The organism is Luteibacter sp. 22Crub2.1, from assembly GCF_900167995.1.
GTDB lineage: Bacteria > Pseudomonadota > Gammaproteobacteria > Xanthomonadales > Rhodanobacteraceae > Luteibacter > Luteibacter mycovicinus.
Genome location: NZ_FUYT01000009.1, coordinates 218,142 through 237,331, shown reverse-complemented (window position 1 = coordinate 237,331; position 19,190 = coordinate 218,142). Strand labels below are relative to the sequence as shown.

The 19,190-nt window shown below is 65.3% G+C and carries 17 protein-coding genes and 1 rRNA gene; 16 read left to right on the top strand and 2 right to left on the bottom strand.

From position 1 onward, the window contains the following. Positions 1-132 precede the first annotated feature (132 nt). Positions 133-247 (top strand): 5S ribosomal RNA (gene rrf / locus B5X73_RS11760). Positions 248-424: 177 nt separating this feature from the next. On the opposite strand, the gene B5X73_RS11755 is transcribed toward rrf, so the two are convergent. Beyond that, positions 425-991 carry a YolA family protein gene (locus B5X73_RS11755; RefSeq protein ID WP_217699771.1) on the bottom strand — a complete coding sequence of 189 codons (567 nt, stop codon included), beginning with the start codon at positions 989-991 and terminating at the stop codon, positions 425-427. Between the two features lie 319 nt (positions 992-1,310). On the opposite strand from B5X73_RS11755, the gene B5X73_RS11750 reads away from it, so the two are divergent. From B5X73_RS11750 to glpK, 4 genes are all read left to right on the top strand, one after another. Beyond that, positions 1,311-2,081: a DeoR family transcriptional regulator gene (locus B5X73_RS11750; RefSeq protein WP_036116147.1), complete on the top strand. Its 771-nt coding sequence runs from the start codon at positions 1,311-1,313 to the stop codon at positions 2,079-2,081. Between the two features lie 308 nt (positions 2,082-2,389). Beyond that, positions 2,390-3,904 (top strand): glycerol-3-phosphate dehydrogenase, encoded by a 1,515-nt coding sequence (gene glpD / locus B5X73_RS11745; RefSeq protein WP_079521831.1) that lies wholly within the window; start codon positions 2,390-2,392, stop codon positions 3,902-3,904. Between the two features lie 42 nt (positions 3,905-3,946). Then, the gene (locus tag B5X73_RS11740; RefSeq protein WP_036118475.1) at positions 3,947-4,792 is read left to right on the top strand and encodes an MIP/aquaporin family protein; all 846 of its coding nucleotides are present in this window, start codon (positions 3,947-3,949) and stop codon (positions 4,790-4,792) included. Between the two features lie 8 nt (positions 4,793-4,800). Continuing rightward, the gene (gene glpK / locus B5X73_RS11735; protein ID WP_036116145.1) at positions 4,801-6,306 is read left to right on the top strand and encodes a glycerol kinase GlpK; all 1,506 of its coding nucleotides are present in this window, start codon (positions 4,801-4,803) and stop codon (positions 6,304-6,306) included. Between the two features lie 146 nt (positions 6,307-6,452). Here glpK and B5X73_RS11730 read toward each other — a convergent pair whose 3' ends face one another. Next, positions 6,453-7,388: a carbohydrate kinase family protein gene (locus B5X73_RS11730; RefSeq protein ID WP_036116144.1), complete on the bottom strand. Its 936-nt coding sequence runs from the start codon at positions 7,386-7,388 to the stop codon at positions 6,453-6,455. 281 nt (positions 7,389-7,669) lie between these two features. Between B5X73_RS11730 and B5X73_RS11725 the strand changes: the two genes are divergently transcribed. The 11 genes from B5X73_RS11725 to lipA all read left to right on the top strand — a co-directional run bounded on the left by B5X73_RS11725 (position 7,670) and on the right by lipA (position 19,160). Beyond that, positions 7,670-8,716, top strand: a complete 1,047-nt coding sequence (locus B5X73_RS11725) for a rod shape-determining protein (RefSeq protein ID WP_036116143.1) — start codon at positions 7,670-7,672, stop codon at positions 8,714-8,716. A gap of 32 nt (positions 8,717-8,748) precedes the next feature. Continuing rightward, positions 8,749-9,765: a rod shape-determining protein MreC gene (gene mreC / locus B5X73_RS11720; RefSeq protein ID WP_036116142.1), complete on the top strand. Its 1,017-nt coding sequence runs from the start codon at positions 8,749-8,751 to the stop codon at positions 9,763-9,765. Then, positions 9,762-10,253 (top strand): rod shape-determining protein MreD, encoded by a 492-nt coding sequence (gene mreD / locus B5X73_RS11715; protein ID WP_036116140.1) that lies wholly within the window; start codon positions 9,762-9,764, stop codon positions 10,251-10,253. Before mreC ends, mreD begins: the two co-directional genes overlap by 4 nt. Then, the gene (gene mrdA / locus B5X73_RS11710; protein ID WP_079521830.1) at positions 10,250-12,259 is read left to right on the top strand and encodes a penicillin-binding protein 2; all 2,010 of its coding nucleotides are present in this window, start codon (positions 10,250-10,252) and stop codon (positions 12,257-12,259) included. Before mreD ends, mrdA begins: the two co-directional genes overlap by 4 nt. A 20-nt stretch (positions 12,260-12,279) precedes the next feature. Continuing rightward, a complete protein-coding gene (rodA, locus tag B5X73_RS11705) occupies positions 12,280-13,377 on the top strand; it encodes a rod shape-determining protein RodA (protein WP_090354594.1) in 1,098 nt (365 codons plus the stop codon). A 197-nt stretch (positions 13,378-13,574) separates the two neighbouring features. Then, a complete protein-coding gene (gene mltB / locus B5X73_RS11700; RefSeq protein WP_343124642.1) occupies positions 13,575-14,471 on the top strand; it encodes a lytic murein transglycosylase B in 897 nt (298 codons plus the stop codon). Positions 14,472-14,566: 95 nt separating this feature from the next. After that, positions 14,567-15,808: a septal ring lytic transglycosylase RlpA family protein gene (locus B5X73_RS11695; protein ID WP_079521828.1), complete on the top strand. Its 1,242-nt coding sequence runs from the start codon at positions 14,567-14,569 to the stop codon at positions 15,806-15,808. 39 nt (positions 15,809-15,847) lie between these two features. Further along, positions 15,848-17,065 carry a D-alanyl-D-alanine carboxypeptidase family protein gene (locus tag B5X73_RS11690; protein ID WP_036116136.1) on the top strand — a complete coding sequence of 406 codons (1,218 nt, stop codon included), beginning with the start codon at positions 15,848-15,850 and terminating at the stop codon, positions 17,063-17,065. Positions 17,066-17,078: 13 nt separating this feature from the next. After that, on the top strand, positions 17,079-17,369 hold the full coding sequence (locus B5X73_RS11685) for a DUF493 family protein (protein WP_036116134.1): 291 nt from the start codon (positions 17,079-17,081) through the stop codon (positions 17,367-17,369). 110 nt (positions 17,370-17,479) lie between these two features. Continuing rightward, positions 17,480-18,148 carry a lipoyl(octanoyl) transferase LipB gene (gene lipB / locus B5X73_RS11680; RefSeq protein WP_051944020.1) on the top strand — a complete coding sequence of 223 codons (669 nt, stop codon included), beginning with the start codon at positions 17,480-17,482 and terminating at the stop codon, positions 18,146-18,148. 13 nt (positions 18,149-18,161) lie between these two features. Then, positions 18,162-19,160: a lipoyl synthase gene (lipA, locus tag B5X73_RS11675; RefSeq protein ID WP_079521827.1), complete on the top strand. Its 999-nt coding sequence runs from the start codon at positions 18,162-18,164 to the stop codon at positions 19,158-19,160. Positions 19,161-19,190: the final 30 nt, after the last annotated feature.

Sequence of the window (19,190 nt, the reverse complement as noted above, 5' to 3'; positions counted from 1 at the left end):
AGGCTTGACCATATAACCCCAAGACGCTTCACCGTCTTATCTCTTAACTCGCTGTTCGATTAAACCCGGACGCTTGTCCCTCGTTTACACCCTCTGTGGAGCCGGCGCTCAATGCGCTGCTCCCACCCCTTCCCTGGCGGCTATAGCGGCGTGGTACCACCTGATCCCATCCCGAACTCAGAAGTGAAACGCGCATGCGCCGATGGTAGTGTGGCTCAAGCCATGCAAGAGTAGGTCACCGCCAGGGGCTTTATCCTAACAACCCGCTACGAGCTATCGTGGCGGGTTTTTCTTTTGCGCGCAGCGCGACCCGCAACAGGTTACCGCCAGGGGCTTTATCCCAAAACCCCGCCACGAGCTATCGTGGCGGGTTTTTTTTTTGGAGGTCTCTCCCTTCTCGGCGAAGCCTTGCGTTACCTAACGCTCAAAGAACGTTGATCTGGGTGTAAACCGTGTTGTGCGGCGCATTGGTCGACGTGTTCTGATACTTGAACAGTCCGGACTCGTAGCCGTCCACGTTGTACTCGTTGAGCCAACCGACCACCGTCTGGCCTGGCGTGCATGGCCATGTGTACTGCGTGCCGGTGACACAGATGCCGGTGCTTGCGTATTGGGCCGAGCGCGGCAACTGTCCGCCATTCATGGATGCGATCGGATTGGATCCGTACCCGATCTCCATGACGGCGACACGGAGCTCGCCGCCGCCGTGATTGCACGTCGTGGTTCCCTTGCCATCGGGATACTCCCAACCGCACGTGGTCGAGCCCACGGCGAGAATACGGACGCTCGAGAGTCCAGGAGCGGGTGCACGTGGGACAGGCACCACGGACTGCGCGTCGATCGGCAGGTGCATCTCGTCGTGTGTCGCGGTCAACGACGGCAGCGCAGTCATGGCCGGCCGGGGGACGGCAAATGCATCTTGTGCGTGGACACCCACGGCGGATGTGCAGGACAGCGTCAGGGTGCAGAAAAGAAAACGAACGAAGTTCAACGGAGATCCTTTGCATAGAGCGGCTTGAGTCGCGTGCGACGTTGACCGGCCGTACCGTGCCAGGCACGCCACTGCCATGCCATACCGTGCAGCGACATGTGGAGTAACGCATCGGTGCAGCGTTACGCAGCTTGCGAACGAGGCCCACAGACTGCGCAACAAGGATCGCGTCTGATCTCTCGCACGAATGTCGGATAGAGGCCGCACCAGTACGCCAATTAGGCAAAGGTGCGATCGTCGACGCATCGACGCCGGTGCAACATGACACTCGTCCGATTAGACGCCATCATGTCGGCGCGTCGTGCAACAAGGGAACGTCATGGATTTACGCCTCAACCGAAGACAGGAAGAACTGGTCGCGATCGTCCAGCGCCAGGGCTTCGTCGGTGTCGATGAACTCGCCAGCCACTTCGATGTGGCACCGCAGACCATCCGGCGGGACCTTAACCTGCTCGCTGACGGCGGCTTGATTCGCCGCTACCACGGCGGCGTGAGCACCCCTACCAGCAGTGTTGAAAACGTGGCTTATGCGGCGCGTCAGACCTTGCAGGCGGCTGAGAAGGGCCGGATCGCCGCGGCTATCGCCGCCCAGATTCCCGATGGGTCATCGTTGTTCATCAACCTCGGCACCACCAACGAGGGGGTGGGACGGGCCCTGCTCGAGCGCCGGGATCTTCGTGTCATTACCAACAATCTCAATATCGCTTTGTTGCTGAGCGAGAACCCGACGTTCGAGGTGATCGTCGCCGGCGGTGTGGTCCGGGCTCGCGATCATGGTGTGACAGGCGAGGCCACGATCGAGCTGATCCGTCAGTTCAAGGTGGACTACGGGATCATCGGCATCTCGGGTATCGAGCTGGATGGCACCTTGCTGGACTTCGACTTCCACGAAGTGCGCGTCGCCCAGGCGATCATCGAGCACTCGCGCCAGGTCTACCTCGCGGCGGACCACACCAAGATCGGCCGCAACGCCATGGTCAGGCTGGGTGACTTCAGCCGGGTGGACGCCTGGTTCACCGATAAGACGCCGCCGGAGCCGTTGCTCCCGGTCATCGAGGCGGCGGGTACGCGGTTGTTTGTGGCGGACTGAGGGGTGCCACCGCCGGCGCCACCGCCCCCAGCGCGGCTTCCCAGCGCCTCCCCAGACGGCTCGCGAGCCCGCCCTCGCTCCTTGAAAGACTTACCCAGCTCGCATGACGGACAAATCGTACGCTGCAGTGCAGCGTGCGATGTTCGTTTGTGTTCGAATATGCTCCTTTCAACGCGGGCGACGCCTTGCCGATGGTCTGACGTGTTCGTTTTTGCGCCCTTCGGGTGCTCCCTCAGGGAAAACGAACGTACCCGAGCGTAGGGTTGTCTCCTCAGCAAGGCGCCGCCCCCAGCCAAGTGGGGTGGGTAATGGTCGAGCAGGTCGATGTTCTGGTAGTCGGTGGCGGCGTCAACGGTGTCGGCATCGCGCGTGACGCCGTGGGCCGCGGGCTCTCGGTATGGCTGTGTGAACGTGACGATCTGGCTTCGCATACCTCGAGCGCGTCGACCAAGCTGATCCACGGCGGCCTGCGGTATCTGGAGCAGTTCGAGTTCGCCCTCGTGGGCAAGGCACTCGCCGAGCGCGAGGTGCTTCTTCGCGCGGCCCCGCACATTATCTGGCCGTTGCGCTTCGTCCTTCCGCATCAGCCGCATCTGCGCCCGGCGTGGATGATTCGTATCGGACTGTTCCTCTACGATCATCTGGGCCGCGGTCGCCGCACGCTGCCGGGCTCGCGCCGCGTTCGTTTCGCCAAACACGTCACCGGCGAGCCGATGCGCGATGACTTCGCGGTAGGCTTCGTCTATTCCGACGCCTGGGTGCAGGACGCACGTCTCGTGGTGCTCAACGCCATGGACGCCGTGCACCGCGGCGCCAAGGTGGAGACGCACACCAGGTGCGTCAGCGCACGTCGTGACGCGGACGGCTGGACGGCTGAACTCGAGTCCCGCGACGGCACCCGCCACTTCGTCAAGGCGCGGGCGCTCGTCAACGCCGCGGGTCCGTGGGCCGCGAGTTTCCTCGACGACGTAGTGCACGTGAAGCACACGCACTCGCTGCGCCTGATCAAGGGCAGCCACATCATCGTTCCGAAGATCTTCGATCATCGCTACGCGTATATCTTCCAGCAGCCCGATCGTCGCATCGTGTTCGCTATCCCGTACGAGCGCGACTTCACGCTGATCGGAACCACCGACGTCGAGTACAAGGCCGACCCGTCGCATCCCGAAATCGACGCCGACGAGACGCGTTACCTTTGCGACGCCGCCAACCGTTACTTCAAGAAGCAGCTGACGCCGGACGACGTGGTCTGGAGCTATAGCGGCGTGCGTCCGCTGCTGCAGGACGAAGCGGGCAGCGCCTCGGAAGTGACGCGCGATTACCTGCTCGACATCGATCAGACCGGTGGGGCGCCGCTGCTGAACGTCTTCGGCGGTAAGCTGACCACGTACCGCAAGCTGTCCGAAGAGGCGGTCGACAAGCTCGCCCCGCTGCTGGGTAACGACAAGCCGGCGTGGACGGCCGACGCGCGTCCGCTGCCCGGTGGCGGTGAGCGCGACATCGACGCGCTCACCGACGACATCCGGTCGTCACGTCCTTGGTTGCCTGAGACCTTCGCATGGCGTCTCACGCACATGTACGGCACGCGCGCCCGCGATCTGCTGGGCGAAGCCGATGGCCTCGATGCGCTGGGGACACACTTCGGTTCCGACCTGTATCAGGCTGAAGTCGACTACCTGATCCGGCACGAATGGGCGACCGAAGCGGAAGACATCCTCTGGCGGCGCAGCAAGATCGGCCTGCGTGTCGGTCCGGACGACGTGAAGCGTCTTACCGAATACCTCAATCAGCGGGTCCCGAAGGGCCCCGCCATTAACCCGTAGCGCTCACGCGCTGCCCCTGCCATGAAACCGATGGAGAGACGGATCATGCGACAAAATATAGGCGAGTTGATTTCCGAAGCCCTGGCGATGTTCATCATCATCGCTTTCGGCGATTCCGTAGCGTGTATGTACGTGCTTTACGATCCCAGTCCCTATCTGAATGCCTACTGGGGTGTCTGTATCGCCTGGGGTCTCGCGGTGACCATCGCGATCTACGCGACCGCATCGGTGTCCGGTACACACGCCAATCCGGCGGTGACGCTGGCCCTGGCGGTGTTCCGCGACTTCTCCTGGAAGAAAGTCGTGCCTTACTGGATCGCCCAGGTGATCGGCGCGTTTCTCGGCGCGGCTATCGTCTACGCGCTGTTCGGTCCGGTCATCGATCATTTCAACGCCACGCACAACCTGACCCGCGAAGCGGGCGGTGCGGCGGGCGTGTTCTTTACACATCCGGGCCTGGCCGTCTCGCCCATGCACGCGCTGTCCGATCAGATCATCCTTACCGCTTTCCTGCTGTTCGGTATCTTCGCCATCACCGAGCAGTACAACGAAACCGCTCCGGGCGCGAACAACGGCGCGCTGATCATCGGCCTGCTGGTCGCCACCATCGGCGCGTCGATGGGCTATCTCGAGGCATGGGCGATCAACCCCGCGCGTGATTTCGGTCCGCGACTGTTCGCCTACTTCGCCGGCTGGGGTCCCTCGGCGCTTCCGTCGCCGGACAACTACTGGTGGGTGCCGATCGTCGGTCCGCTGATCGGTGGTGTCGTCGGTGGCGGCGCTTACCAGCTGCTCGTGCATCCTTTCCTGCCAGCACGTCAGCGTGCGCTTGAAGAAGCGCGCCAAAAGGCGGCGCGCGGCACATCTTCCACCAACACCATTTCGTGAGGCCGCAGATGAGCAAGCAGAAATACATCCTCGCCATCGACCAGGGCACCACCAGCTCTCGCACGATTCTTTTCGACCACGACGGCAACATCGCGGGCACCGCGCAGCGTGAGTTCCCCCAGATCTTCCCGCAGCCGGGCTGGGTCGAACACAACCCGCGCGAAATCATGACCAGCGTGCTGTCGACGATGACCGAGGTCATCAGCAGCTCCGGTATCGACGCCAGCTGTATCGAAGGCATCGGCATCACCAACCAGCGCGAGACCGCGGTGGTGTGGGACAAGAAGAGCGGTCAGCCGATCTACAACGCGATCGTCTGGCAGTCGCGCCAGACCGCCGACATCTGCGAGAAGCTCAAGGCCGACGGCCATGATGAGATGGTTCGCGAGAAGACCGGTCTGCTGATCGACGCGTACTTCGCCGGTACCAAGGTGCGCTGGATCCTTGACCATGTCGAGGGCGCGCAGGAGAGGGCCGAGGCGGGCGAGCTTCTGTTCGGCACCATCGACACCTGGGTGATCTGGAACCTCACCGGTGGCAAGGTGCACGTGACCGATTACACCAATGCGTCGCGCACGCTGATGTACGACATCTACAAGCGCGAATGGGACGATGAGCTGCTGAAGATGCTCAACGTGCCGCGCGCGATGCTGCCGGAAGTGAAGTCGTCCAGTGAGGTCTACGGCAATACGCTGGCCAAGCATTTCTTCGGCCGCGAAGTGCCGATCGCCGGTATCGCCGGTGACCAGCAGGCGGCGTTGTTCGGTCAGGCATGCTTCGAGCCGGGTCTGGCCAAGAACACGTACGGCACCGGCTGCTTCATGCTGATGAACACGGGCGAGAAGGCCGTGCGTTCGAAGAACGGTCTGCTCACCACCATCGCGTGGGGTGTGGACGGCAAGGTCGAATACGCGCTGGAAGGCAGCATCTTCGTTGCCGGTTCCGTCATCCAGTGGCTGCGCGACGGTCTGCGGATGCTGGGCAAGGCGTCGGATTCGCAGTCGTATGCGGAACGCGCGAAGGACAACGATGGTGTGTACTTCGTGCCGGCGTTCGTCGGTCTTGGTGCGCCGTACTGGCGCAGCGATGTGCGTGGCGCCGTGTTCGGTCTCTCGCGCGGTACGACGAAGGAACAGTTCATCCGCGCCGCCCTCGAGTCGATGGCGTACCAGACGCGCGACGTGCTCGAAGCGATGCAGATCGACTCGGGCATCGAGCTGAAGGAGCTGCGTGCCGACGGTGGTGCGATCGCCAACGACTTCATGGCGCAATTCCAGGCGGACATTCTCGACGTGACGGTGTTGCGTCCGAAGGTGCAGGAAACCACGGCGCAGGGCGCGGCGTACCTCGCCGGCCTCGCGGTCGGTTTCTGGAAGGACCGTGCGGATATCGCCAAGCGCTGGGCGGTCGATCGCAAGTTCGAGCCCGCGATGACCAAGGAAGCGCGTGACGACCTTTACGAAGGCTGGAAACAGGCGGTGACGGCGACGATGGGGTTCAAGCCCAGGAACTGACGCGGCCGTGTGGGGGTGCGCCCTGCGCGTGATGGGCTTTGTCGCGGGGTGGGTCGCGCGCGGGGCGCGCTCCTACCGTTTGCTGCACGAAAAAGGGCGGCGCATTTCTGCGCCGCCCTTTTTTTATGCACGTTACAAAGCGGCTATCAGCCCAGCTTGTAACCGAACTGGCTTTCGAACTCGGTCGCGAACTGCTCGTACGTGAAGTACTGGTTCTGCGTGCCCGGATGCTCGACCTTCAGCGCGCCCATCAGCGACGCCATCTTGCCGACGGTCGGCCAGTCGTAGCCCTTCATGATGCCGAAGATCAGGCCGGCACGATACGCGTCGCCGCAGCCGGTGGGGTCGACCACCTTGTGCTCGCGTGCCGGCGGGATCTCGATCGTCTGGCCGTCGACGTGGATCAGCGAGCCGCGCGGACCCTGCGTGATGATGTACGCGGTGACCTTCGACGCGATGTCCGCCGCGCTCCAGCCGGTGCGCTGCTGCAGCAGCTGCGACTCGTAGTCGTTGACGATGACGTACGTGGCCTTGCCGATCATCGAGCGGAACTCGTCGCCGTTGAACAGCGGCATCGCCTGGCCCGGATCGAAGATGAAGGGCACGCCGCGCGCGGCGAACTCGTCGACGTGCTGCAGCATGGCTTCGCGGCCGTCCGGCGCGACGATGCCGAACTGATAGTCCGGGATGTCACGCACGTGGTTTTCGTGCGCGCTGGACATCGCGCCCGGATGGAAGGCCGTGATCTGGTTGTTGTCCAGATCCGTGGTGATGAAGCACTGCGGCGTGAACTGGTCGTCGAACTGGCGAACGCCATCGAGGCGGATGCCGAATTTCTCGAGGTGCGCGCGGTAGGGCGCGAAATCCTGGCCGACGGTGGCCACGGGCATCGGTTCGCCGCCGAGCAGCTTCAGGTTGTATGCGATGTTGCCGGCGCAACCGCCGAACTCGCGGCGCATGGCCGGCACCAGGAACGACACGTTCAGGATATGCACCTGGTCCGGAATGATGTGGTTCTTGAACTGGTCCTGGAACACCATGATGGTGTCGTAGGCGAGCGATCCGCAGATAACGGCAGTCATGCTTGGGCGACCCTGAAAGGATGAATGGCGCGGCCGTGAGCCGGCCGCCGCGAGCGCCGAACGCGAGGGGTTCGGCAAACCGACGGATCGTACCCAAAATCGTCCGCCGAGGCGACAGGTACTTACGTACAGAATTACGGATATGCGTCACCTTTCGCTCGCATCCATCGGACTTACAAGACTTTCTTAACTTCTTCGCCTCCGCTCCGCCCTTGCGTGGGGGAGGGCGCCAATCTAGACTTCCACGCTTACTTTTTGCCGCAACGGGCGCCCGCCGCATCATGTTTAAGAAGTTCCGCGGACTCTTTTCGAACGACATCTCCATCGATCTCGGTACGGCGAATACGCTCATCTACGTGCGCGGGCAGGGCATTGTCCTGAACGAGCCGTCGGTCGTGGCCATCCGTCAGGATCGTGGCCCGGGCGGCCCGCGTGCCGTCGCCGCCGTGGGTGGCGACGCCAAGCGCATGCTCGGCCGCACCCCGGGCAATATCGCCACGGTGCGTCCGATGAAGGACGGCGTCATCGCCGACTTCACCATGACCGAGGCGATGCTCCAGCATTTCATCAAGCAGGTGCACCGCTCGCGCATGTTGCGTCCCAGCCCGCGCGTGCTGGTCTGCGTGCCCTGCGGGTCCACCCAGGTGGAACGTCGCGCCATCAAGGAATCCGCCGAAGGCGCGGGTGCGCGCGACGTGTTCCTGATCGAAGAACCGATGGCCGCCGCGATCGGCGCCGGCATTCCGGTGCACGAGGCCCGCGGCTCCATGGTCCTCGACATCGGCGGCGGTACCTCCGAAGTCGCGGTCATCTCGCTCAACGGCATCGTCTACTCGCAGTCCGTGCGCGTGGGCGGCGACCGCTTCGACGAAGCCATCATCAACTACGTGCGTCGCAACCACGGCACGCTGATCGGTGAATCCACCGCCGAGCGGATCAAGCTCGAGGTCGGCTGCGCCTTCCCGCAGAGCGAAGTCCGCGAGATGGAAATCTCCGGCCGTAACCTCGCCGAGGGCGTGCCGCGCATGTTCACGATCAACTCCAACGAAGTGCTCGAAGCCCTTCACGAGCCGCTGTCCGGCATCGTGGCCGCGGTCAAGGCGGCGCTGGAGCAGACCCCGCCGGAGCTCTGCTCCGACGTGGCCGAGCGCGGCATCGTGCTCACCGGTGGCGGCGCGCTGCTGCGCGATCTGGATCGCCTGATCTCCGAGGAAACCGGCCTGCACGTGCAGGTGGCCGACGACCCGCTCACCTGCGTGGCGCGTGGCGGCGGCAAGGCCCTGGAGATGATCGACCAGCACGGCAGCGACTTCTTCGCTTTCGAATGACCGCCGCGCTCGCGGCGCCCGGACGCTAGGCCGTGGCGCTGAATCGCGACGACAAGTCGCCGCTTTTCGCACCAGGCGTAGCGGGAACGCTACGCCTGATCGTGTATCTGGCCCTCGCCTGTGTCCTGATGGTCCTCGACCACCGGGGCGGCTGGCTGGCCAACGTGCGCTACGGCCTGTCGATCGTCATTGAACCCGTATACCGGATCGCCGGCCTGCCATCGCAGGGTTTCCAGGCGGCCACGGTGGCGTTCGCCGATCGCCAGCGCCTGACCGAGCAGAACCAGCGCCTGCGGGAAGATCTGCTGCTGGCCAATGCCAAGCTCAACCGCATGGCCTCGGTCGCCGAGCAGAACCAGCGCCTGAAGGAACTGCTCGATACCCAGCACAGCCTCTCGCTCAACGTGCAGCTCGCGCGTCTGGTCGGCGTGGACCTCGGTCCGTTCCGGCACCGGATCGTGCTCAACCTCGGCGCCCGCGACAAGGTGCAGCAGGGGCAGGTGGTGATCGACGCGCGTGGCGTCATGGGCCAGATCGTCGACGTGATGCCGACTACCTCGGTGGCCATGCTGATTACCGATCCCAACCACGCCATTCCGGTGACCATTGAACGCACCGGCCTGCGCACCGTGGCCTATGGCTCACGTGCGGGCGACATGCTGACCCTGCCGACCATTCCGGTCTCGGCTGACGTGCAGGCGGGCGACAAGCTGGTCACGTCGGGCCTCGGCGGTCGCTTCCCGCCGGGCTTCCCGGTGGGGGAGATCCGTGACGTCGCACAGACCGCATCGGGAACCTTTCTTTCCGCGCAGGCCAAACCGGCCGCCGATCTCGACCGCAGTGAAGACGTGCTGCTCCTGCACGACCTGGCCGAGCCGGCGGGTCCGCCGTCGCTCGCGCCGGAAGCGGGGCCGCCAGCCAGCATGGCACCCGATCCGAACGCACCGCCCGCGGTTCCGACACCTGCGCCCACGCTGCCTTCGGTGACCTCGCCGACCACGAGTCGCGTCGCGCCCGCGCGCGCATCCACGGCCGGGAGCACGCCATGAACCGTATCCGCGTCCGGCAGCTCTGGTTCGCGGCGACGCTCCTGCTGTCGCTGTTCCTCATGCTGATTCCGTTGCCGGGTCCGCTGACGCCGTTCAAGCCGTACTGGCCGGCGCTGATCCTGCTTTACTGGTGCCTGCAGTCGGGCGACCGGGTCACGCTTGGCATGGCGTTCTGTCTGGGCGTGGGCGCGGATCTGTTCGACGGTGTGTTGCTGGGTGAGCAGGCACTGCGACTTACCGCGATGGTCTTCATCGCGCTGCGCTTCCGCTCGCGGCTGCGTTTCTTCCCGATGTGGCAGCAGGCGCTGGCCGTGCTGGCCCTGTTGCTCAACGACCGCGTGTTGCTCCTGCTGATCCGCGTGCTTGGCGGCGATCCCGTGCCGCCGGCGGAATACTGGATCTCGCCCTTCGTCGGCGCGGCCCTGTGGCCGTTCGTGTTCCTGATCCTGGACGACCTCCGCGCACGGCTGCGCATCCACGAAACATGAGCACCCGGCGCGCCTCGATCAAGGAGGTCCGTGGCGAGGTGGCGCTGTTCCGCCGCCGCGCGCTGGCCGGTTTTGCGCTGATTCTGGCCGGTCTGATCGCCGTGTGCTGCCAGTACGTCAACCTGCAGGTCAATCACCACGACGAGTTCGCCACGCGTTCGGAACAGAACCGCGTGAAACCGCGTGCGATTCCGCCCGCGCGCGGCCTGATCTTCGATCGCAACGGCGTGCTGCTGGCCGATAACGTGCCTGCGTTTCGGCTCGAGGTGACGCCCGAGCAGGTCGGCAACATGGACGCCATGCTCGCCAGGCTCGGCGCCATCGTGCCACTCAGCGACGACGATATCGCCACGTTCAAGAAGCAGGTGAAGGGCAGTCGTCGCTTCGAAGGCGTGCCGCTGAAGCTCAAGCTGACCGAGGACGAGATCGGCCGCTTCGACGTCAATCGCTGGCGGTTTCCCGGCGTGGATGTCGTGCCTTACCTGACCCGTCGCTACCCGCTCGGTCCGGCGCTGGCCCACGTCATCGGGTACGTCAGCCGGATCGACGTGGACGACCTCAATCGCATGGACGACGAGGAAGAGGCGACCTACAAGGGCACCACGCACATCGGTCGCATCGGCATCGAGCGCTCGTACGAGAAGCTGCTGCACGGCGCGCCGGGCTACGAGCTGGTCGAAGTGAATGCGGACGGCCGCACGCAGGCCGTGCTCGACACCACGCCGCCCACGCCGGGCAAGAACATCTACCTGAGCATCGACGTGCGCCTGCAGAAGGCGGCCGAGGATGGACTCAACGGCCGCGCGGGCGCGGCGATCGCGATCGATCCGCGCAATGGGCAGGTGCTGGCCTTCGCCAGCGAGCCCAGCTTCGATCCCAACCTGTTCGTCAACGGCATCAGCTCGGCGGATTACAAGGCGCTGACCACCTCGCCCGACAAGCCGCTGTACAACCGTGCGCTTCGCGGCGTGTATCCGCCGGGTTCCACCGTGAAGCCCTTTCTCGCGCTCGGTGGCCTCACGATGGGGATTCGCCGGCCGTCTGACACCGTGCTGTCGACGGGTGAGTTCTGCATCCCCGGCCAGTCGCGCTGCTATCGCGACGACGTGCGCGGCGGTAACGGCACGGTCAACATGGTCCGCGCCATCGAACTGTCGACCAACACCTATTTCTACCGTCTCGCGCTCGACATGGGCATCGACCGCCTCTCCCAGTGGATGGGGAGTCTTGGCTTCGGCAAGAAGACGGGCATCGATCTGGTCGGCGAAGTCGAGGGCATCCTGCCGTCGCGTGAGTGGAAGGCGTCGCGCAGTAAGGCCGGCTGGTTCCCGGGCGAAACGATCATCGCAGGCATCGGTCAGGGTTACTGGGCCGTGACGCCGCTGCAGCTGGCGCACGCGGTGGCGACGTTCGCCGGGCGCGGCGTTCCCTACACGCCGCACTTCCTCCTCGATACGCAGGACGGTGTGGACAGCCCGCGCGTGGCTCAGTCATTCCCGCCTTCCGGTCCCTCCGTGATTCGCAAGGAGGCCGACTGGGAAACCGTCAACGACGGCATGAAAGCGGTGATCACCGGCGGTACCGGCAAGAAGCTCGGCATTGGCTTTCCGTACGTCATCGCAGGCAAGAGCGGCACGGCCGAGCGCTTCTCGCGCACCACCAACGCCTACGACCAGAACAAGAATTCGGCCTATCTGGCGTCGCGCCACCGCGCGCTGTTCATCGCCTACACGCCGGCGGACGACCCCAAAATCTCGGTGGCCGTGGTGCTGGAGGCCGGCGCGTGGGGCGCGCAGGATTCCGGCCCGATCGCGCGCAAGGTGCTCGATCAGTGGGTGGTCGACGAGGGTGGTCCGCGTCCGTCCGAAGCGCCGCCCGGCCCCGTCGTGACCGCCGATGCGCCGCCCGAGGCGGCGCCGCCGGAAGACGCGCCCGCCCAGGGCGTGCAGCCCGCCGGTGCCGCCAGCAGTGCGGAGCCGCCCGACGACAATGGTGAGGACCAGTGACCGTGATCGCCAACCTCTCCATGCGGATGAAGCGTTTCGGCCTGCGTCTTCTGAGCCGGCCGCGCCTCGACATTCCGCTGCTGCTGGCGCTGTTCATCCTGGCCTGCGTCGGCCTGACCACGCTGTACAGCGCGGGCAATGCCGATGCCAGTCTGGTGACGGGGCAAGCCATGCGCTTCGGTCTGGGTGCCGTGCTGCTGGTCGTCATCTCGCGGATTCCGCCGCCGGTGCTGCGCTCGTGGACGCCCTGGCTGTACATGGGCAGCACCGCCCTGCTGGTCGTCGTCGCGATCCTGGGCGAGGGCCGCGGCGCCTATCGCTGGCTGGATCTGGGTGTCATGCGTTTCCAGCCGTCCGAACTGCTCAAGCTGACCATGCCGATGATGGTCGCCTGGTACCTGCATCCCCGGCAGCTGCCGCCGAGCTGGAAGGACATCGCCGTGGTCGGTCTGCTGATCGCGGTGCCGGCCGGTCTGATCGCGAAACAGCCCGACCTGGGCACGGCGCTGCTGGTCGCGGGAGCGGGTGCGTTCGCGCTGTTCCTTTCCGGCATGGCCTGGTGGCGCATCGGCCTGATCGTCGGCGCCGTGGGCGGCGCCATTCCCGTCGCCTGGCAGTTCCTGCACGAGTACCAGCGCAATCGCGTGCGCACCCTGCTGGATCCGGAATCCGACCCGCTGGGCAATGGCTGGCACATCATCCAGTCGAAGATCGCCGTCGGCTCCGGCGGCGTGTTCGGCAAGGGCTGGCAGCACAGTACGCAGTCGCGCCTGGAGTTCCTGCCCGAGCACACCACCGACTTCATCTTCGCGGTGTTCTCCGAGGAATTCGGCCTGATCGGCGTTATCGGCATCATGCTGCTGTACGCGTTCATCATCGGCCGCTGCCTGTGGATCGCGATGAACGCGCGCGACACGTATTCACGCCTGCTGGCCGGCGCCATCGGCATGAGTTTCTTCGTCTACGTGGCGGTCAACGGCGGCATGGTCGCGGGCATTCTGCCGGTGGTCGGCGTGCCGATGCCGCTGGTCAGTTACGGCGGTACGTCGGCCGTCTCGCTGCTGACGGGCTTCGGTGTGCTGATGTCGATTCACGCCAATCGCAAACTGCACGATTGATGGCTGAACAGCGGCCGAAACGCGCCCCGGATGCGCCACAGCTGCGTGTTACCCTTCGGTGCATGGATGAAGTTCTGACTGCGCGCCGCGCCCGACCCGCACGCCACCTCCCGCGCCTCGCTGGCGCGTTGATCGGTATCCCCCTGCTTTTTGCAGCGTCCGCGCGTGCTGAGACGCATCCTGGCCAGGATGCGCTCGTGCGCGAGGTGGCGAAGGACACCGGCAAGAGCAAGGCCTCGCTGAACGCGTTGCTCGACAACGCGAAGAAGCAGCAGGCGATCCTCGACGCGATCAGCCGACCCGCCGAGGGCAAACCCTGGCGCGATTACCGTCCGATTTTTCTCACCGAGCAGCGGATCGCCGCCGGTGCCGCGTTTTACGAGGAACACCGCGCGCTGCTCGACGGCATCGGCCGCAAGTACGGCGTGCCGCCGGAATACATCGTCGCCATCGTCGGTGTCGAAACCTTCTACGGCAAGAACACCGGCAAGTGGAAGGTGATCGATGCGCTCACCACGCTCGCGTTCTATTACCCCAAGCGTGCGCCGTTCTTCCGCGAGCAGCTGAAAACGCTGCTCGAACTGCCGTCGAACCACCTGGGCGGGCCCGTCGACACGCTGACCGGCTCCTATGCCGGCGCGCAGGGGTGGGGCCAGTTCATGCCTTCGTCCATCCGCGACTGGGGCGTGGATTACGACCACGACGGCCGTATCGACATGAAGGGCTCGATGGGCGACATCTTCGCCAGCATCGCCAACTACTTCGTCGAGCACGGCTGGGAGCGTGGCGGTCCCGTGGCGGCGCGTGCGCAGCCCGATACGCGCGTGCGTGCGCCCGATGTCCCGAAGGACTGGCGCCCCGTGGCGCCGGTGGAATCGTTCGTCGCCGACGGCTTCGCACCCGTGCAGCATCTCAACCCGGGTCGCGACGCACAGCTGGTGCGTCTCGACGGGCCGTCGGGTGACGAATACTGGTTCACCTTCCAGAATTTCTACGTGATCACCACCTACAACCGCAGCCCGATGTACGCCATGGCCGTGAACCAGCTGGCCCAGGCCATCCGCGAGCGCGCCGGCGGACCCGCCCCGCGATGAGGCATCGCGCCGGTACGGCGGCGATGCCGGGTAGGAGCGCGCCCTGCGCGCGACATCCTTTCGCGTCGTGTTCCGGTGTTGGGCGTGTGCTCTCGATGGCTGCCTGGGGGTATCGCGCGCGGGGCGCGCTCCTGCGCGTTGCCGCTGTCCTGCTGGTCGCGTTGTTGCTCAGCGCCTGCGGCGGGTCGAAAAACACCCGCCCGGTCTCGCGTGGGGGTAGCAGTGGCGGCTCCTCATCCTCATCGCGCGGCGGCTACGACGACATCCGCAAGTCGCAGGGCTCCCGCTATCGGTCCAGTTCCGACAGCGTGCCGACCGAGATTCCGGATGTCAGCAAGCTCCCGGAGCCGGTGCCGAAGGTCGAGCCACGCTCGCTCTACGGCAACAAGAGCCCGTATTCCGTGCTCGGCCAGACCTACAACGTGCTGCCCTCGCCGCGCGGTTACGTCGAGCGCGGCATCGCCTCGTTCTACGGCAACAAGTTCCACGGCTACAAGACCTCGAGTCTCGAGGAATACGACATGTATCAGTTCTCCGGCGCGCACAAGACGTTGCCGCTGCCGAGCTACGCACGTGTCACCAACCTCGAGAACGGCAAGACGGTCATCGTCCGCATCAACGATCGCGGTCCGTTCCACGAGAACCGCATCATCGATCTGTCCTTCGCCGCGGCCGTGAAGATCGGTGTCTGGCCGAAGGGCACGGGTCTGGTCGAAGTCCGCGCGATCGATCCGACGGAAGCCAACAGCGATCGCGGCGCGCCGTACGTCAACACGGCGCCGAAACCCGCGCCGATCACCGCGCCACCGCCGCCGCCGCGGGTGGTCGCCAGCGCGGCCGCGCCAGCGCCGGTCGGTGCGCGGCCCGCGTCCACGCCCGAGCGCGCGCTGGCGCCGCGCGCACCGTCGCAGGATATCGATGCCCCGGTCGGTGGGACGGCTGTGGCTGGCGTCAGCCCCGCCGAGGGCCATGTGCCCGGCATGACCGGGGTGTCGCCGACCGAAGCGCTGCCGCCCCTCGCGGGCGCGGGCACCGGGACAGGCGCCAAAGCCCCGGCTTCCAGTCCCTCCCGTGGCCCGGTCGCCGCCCCCGTGGTCGGCAAACCCACCATCTACCTTCAGGTCGGCGCCTTCTCGGATGCCGCCAATGCCAACCGCGTCGCCGATCAGCTGAACAAAGCTGGCCTTGGCCCTGTCAGTGTGATCGAGACCGCCGTCGGCGGCCGCAGCGTGCGCCGGGTCCGGGTCGGGCCCATGGCTGACGTCGATACGGCCGATCGCGTGACCGACCAGATCGCTGGCATGGGTCTGCCCCGCCCCTCGGTCGCGGTAGACTGACCTTCTTTTTTTGTTGCATTTGACTGGACCGTTGAAACGATGAAGCTTCTGCCTCGCTCCCTGTTCGCTTTTGCCGCCGCCGCGCTCGTCGCGGGTGTCGCGGCGCAGCAGCCCCCCCGTCCGCCCGTCGTGCCGCGCCCGGTGGTGCCCGAGGCGCCGGTGCCGCCGCCGCCGGACGTCGAGGGCAAGAGCTGGGTGCTGATGGACTACAACACCGGGCAGATCATCGCGTCGAAGGACATGGACGTGCAGCTCGAGCCGGCCTCGATCACCAAGATCATGACCGACTACGTCGTCTCGGCCGAGCTGGGCAACGGCAAGATCCACAACGAAGATCCGGTCACCATCAGCGAAAACGCCTGGCGCGGCGGCGGTGCCAGCACCGACGGCTCCACCAGCTTCCTCAAGCTCAACAGCCAGGTGAAGCTGAAAGACCTGCTCTACGGCATGATCATCCAGTCCGGTAACGACGCCGCCATCGCGCTGGCCGAACACACGGCGGGCTCGGAGCCGGCCTTCGCCAATCTGATGAACGCGTACGCCAAGCAGCTGGGCATGACGCATTCGCAGTTCCAGAACGCCTCCGGCTATCCGGTCGCCAACCACTACACCACCGCGCACGACATCGCGATCCTGTCCCGCGCGCTCATCCACGACTTCCCCGAGGACTACGCGATCTCGGCCGTCAAGGAGTTCGAGTGGAACGGCATCAAGCAGCACAACCGCAACCTGCTGCTGTGGCGCGACAACACCGTCGACGGTATCAAGACCGGTCACACCGCGGCGGCAGGCTACTGCCTGGCGGCGTCGGCCAAGCAGGGTGACGCCCGCATGATCGCCATCATCATGGGCGCCAACAGCGAGAAGGGCCGTGCGGATGCCGCGCTGGCGCTGCTCAATTACGGTTTCCGCTTCTTCGAGAGCCATAAGCTCTACGAAGCCAACAAGCCGCTGGCCACGCCCAAGCTGTGGAAGGGCGCCGAGAACACCATCCCGCTCGGTGTGGCCGAAGACGCGATGGTGTCGGTCAAGCGCGGCGACTACGACAAGCTCAAGGCCAACCTCGACATCCCCTCGACCCTGATCGCCCCGTTCAAGAAGGGCCAGCAGGTCGGCACGCTGCGCGTGACGCTCGACGGCCAGCCGGTGCTCACCGCGCCGCTCGTGGCCCTGAACGACGCGCCCGAAGGCGGCTTCTTCTCGCGCCTGTGGGACACGATCATGCTGTGGTTCCACAGCGACGGCGACAAGAAGTAAGAGGGCTCGGGCGATGAAGGAAATCGACTTCACTGACGCGCAGAAAGACGGCAAGGGCTTCCAGTTCCCGGGCGAGTTCGAGATCACCGCGATCGGCAACGCCAATGCGGGTCTGGACAAGCACGTGCCGGCCTTGCTCCACGGTGTCGGCCTCGAAGTACTGCACGAGACACTGTCGACCAAGCTGACCCCGGCCGGCAATTACCAGTCGGTGACGGTGAGCTTCGTCGCGCCGACGCGCGAGAAATACCTCGAGGCGCATAGCACCCTGCGTGCGGACGAGAATATTCGCTTCACGATGTGATCCGGGCATGCCCCTGCAGGAGCGCGCGGGGCGCGCTCCTACAGGGGGCTATCCTTGTTTAGCGCGGGCATCGCCCACAATTCCTCGGCATCCCCTCCGACCCCATCCTCATGACCCACCCCCTCAACGTCCGCCGGCTGGGGCGCGTCCCCTACGAATCCACCTGGAAGGCCATGAGCGCCTTCACCGACAACCGCACCGACGACACGGTCGACGAGCTGTGGCTGCTGGAGCACGATCCTGTCTTTACGCTGGGACAGGCCGGCAAGGAGGAGCACGTGCTGGCGGCGGGGGATATCCCGGTGGTCCGCGTGGATCGCGGCGGTCAGGTGACCTATCACGGGCCCGGCCAGATCGTGGCCTACCCGATGATCGACCTGCGCCGTGTCGGGGTGGGCGTGCGTGAGCTGGTCTGCCGCATCGAGCAGGCCATCATCGATACCCTGGGCGAATGGAACATCGGCGCCGAACGTCAGGAAGGCGCGCCCGGCGTTTACGTGGCTGGCGCCAAAGTGGCCGCCCTCGGCCTGCGCATCCGCCGCGGCTGCAGCTTCCACGGGCTGGCCTTCAACGTGGACATGGATCTCGAGCCCTACCACCGCATCAATCCCTGCGGGTACAAGGGTTTGGAAGTCACCCAGGTGCTAGACTTGGGCGGTCCGTCGCGGTTGGTGGACGTGGAAGACGTCCTGGTACAGGAATTCTGTAAGCAGTTCGGCTTTCATGCCGTCGCCGCCGACTCCACTCTCCCCGAACTCCCCGCCCGCGTCGCGGTCTGAGGACGTAGCCGTTATGAGCCAAACCTCCGCCACTCCCTCCCGCAGCATCCCCATCGCCGTCGTCGACAAGCCGGGCGAGAAGATGCTGGGCAACGACAAGATCGCGCTCAACCGTGCGGGCTTCGATACGAACGTGCCCGTTCTGCGCAAGCCGGGCTGGATCCGCGTCCGTCTGCCGCAGGGCAACGCCGTGCAGCAGCTGAAGGCGCGCCTGCGCGAGAACTCGCTGGTCACGGTCTGCGAGGAAGCCTCCTGCCCGAATATCCACGAGTGCTTCTCCAAGGGCACCGCCACCTTCATGATCCTCGGTGAGGTCTGCACCCGTCGCTGCTCGTTCTGCGATGTGGCCCACGGCCGCCCGCAGCCGCCTGACCCCCTGGAACCGGCGCGCCTGGCCGAGACCATCCGCGACATGCGCCTGAAATACGTGGTGATCACCTCGGTGGACCGCGACGACCTGCGCGACGGCGGTGCCGAGCATTTCGCCTCGTGCATCCGTGCCGTGCGCCATGCCAGCCCCAACATCCGCATCGAGATCCTGACCCCGGATTTCCGCGGCAAGGGCCGGATGGATCGCGCGCTCGAGGTCATGAAGGACTTCCCGCCGGACGTCTTCAACCACAATCTCGAGACCGTCCCGCACCTCTACCGCGAAGTGCGCCCGGGCGCGGATTACCAGTGGTCGCTGGACCTGCTCAAGCGCTTCAAGGCGCAGCATCCCGAAGTGCCGACCAAGTCCGGCATCATGCTGGGCCTGGGCGAAACGATGGAGCAGGTGCTCGAGACCATGCGCGATCTACGTAACCATGACGTGGACATGATCACCATCGGCCAGTACCTGCAGCCGACCGCGCATCACCATCCGGTGGTCCGTTACTGGACGCCGGACGAGTTCGAGGCGCTGCGCGTCGCGGGCGAAGAGATGGGCTTCGGCCATGTCGCTTCCGGCCCGTTAGTGCGATCCTCTTACCATGCCGACCTGATGGCTCACGCCGCCGGTGTCGTCGAATAAACGATTTAAAGCACTCCGAGGCTGCGACTA

Excerpts from the sequence above, each read along its gene's own strand:
- B5X73_RS11750 (WP_036116147.1), top strand. The coding sequence starts at position 1,311 with ATGGATTTACGCCTCAACCGAAGACAGGAAGAACTGGTCGCGATCGTC.
- glpD (WP_079521831.1), top strand. The coding sequence starts at position 2,390 with ATGGTCGAGCAGGTCGATGTTCTGGTAGTCGGTGGCGGCGTCAACGGT.
- glpK (WP_036116145.1), top strand. The coding sequence starts at position 4,801 with ATGAGCAAGCAGAAATACATCCTCGCCATCGACCAGGGCACCACCAGC.
- B5X73_RS11730 (WP_036116144.1), bottom strand. The coding sequence starts at position 7,388 with ATGACTGCCGTTATCTGCGGATCGCTCGCCTACGACACCATCATGGTG.
- B5X73_RS11725 (WP_036116143.1), top strand. The coding sequence starts at position 7,670 with ATGTTTAAGAAGTTCCGCGGACTCTTTTCGAACGACATCTCCATCGAT.
- mreD (WP_036116140.1), top strand. The coding sequence starts at position 9,762 with ATGAACCGTATCCGCGTCCGGCAGCTCTGGTTCGCGGCGACGCTCCTG.
- mrdA (WP_079521830.1), top strand. The coding sequence starts at position 10,250 with ATGAGCACCCGGCGCGCCTCGATCAAGGAGGTCCGTGGCGAGGTGGCG.
- rodA (WP_090354594.1), top strand. The coding sequence starts at position 12,280 with ATGCGGATGAAGCGTTTCGGCCTGCGTCTTCTGAGCCGGCCGCGCCTC.
- B5X73_RS11695 (WP_079521828.1), top strand. The coding sequence starts at position 14,567 with ATGGCTGCCTGGGGGTATCGCGCGCGGGGCGCGCTCCTGCGCGTTGCC.
- B5X73_RS11690 (WP_036116136.1), top strand. The coding sequence starts at position 15,848 with ATGAAGCTTCTGCCTCGCTCCCTGTTCGCTTTTGCCGCCGCCGCGCTC.
- B5X73_RS11685 (WP_036116134.1), top strand. The coding sequence starts at position 17,079 with ATGAAGGAAATCGACTTCACTGACGCGCAGAAAGACGGCAAGGGCTTC.
- lipB (WP_051944020.1), top strand. The coding sequence starts at position 17,480 with ATGACCCACCCCCTCAACGTCCGCCGGCTGGGGCGCGTCCCCTACGAA.
- lipA (WP_079521827.1), top strand. The coding sequence starts at position 18,162 with ATGAGCCAAACCTCCGCCACTCCCTCCCGCAGCATCCCCATCGCCGTC.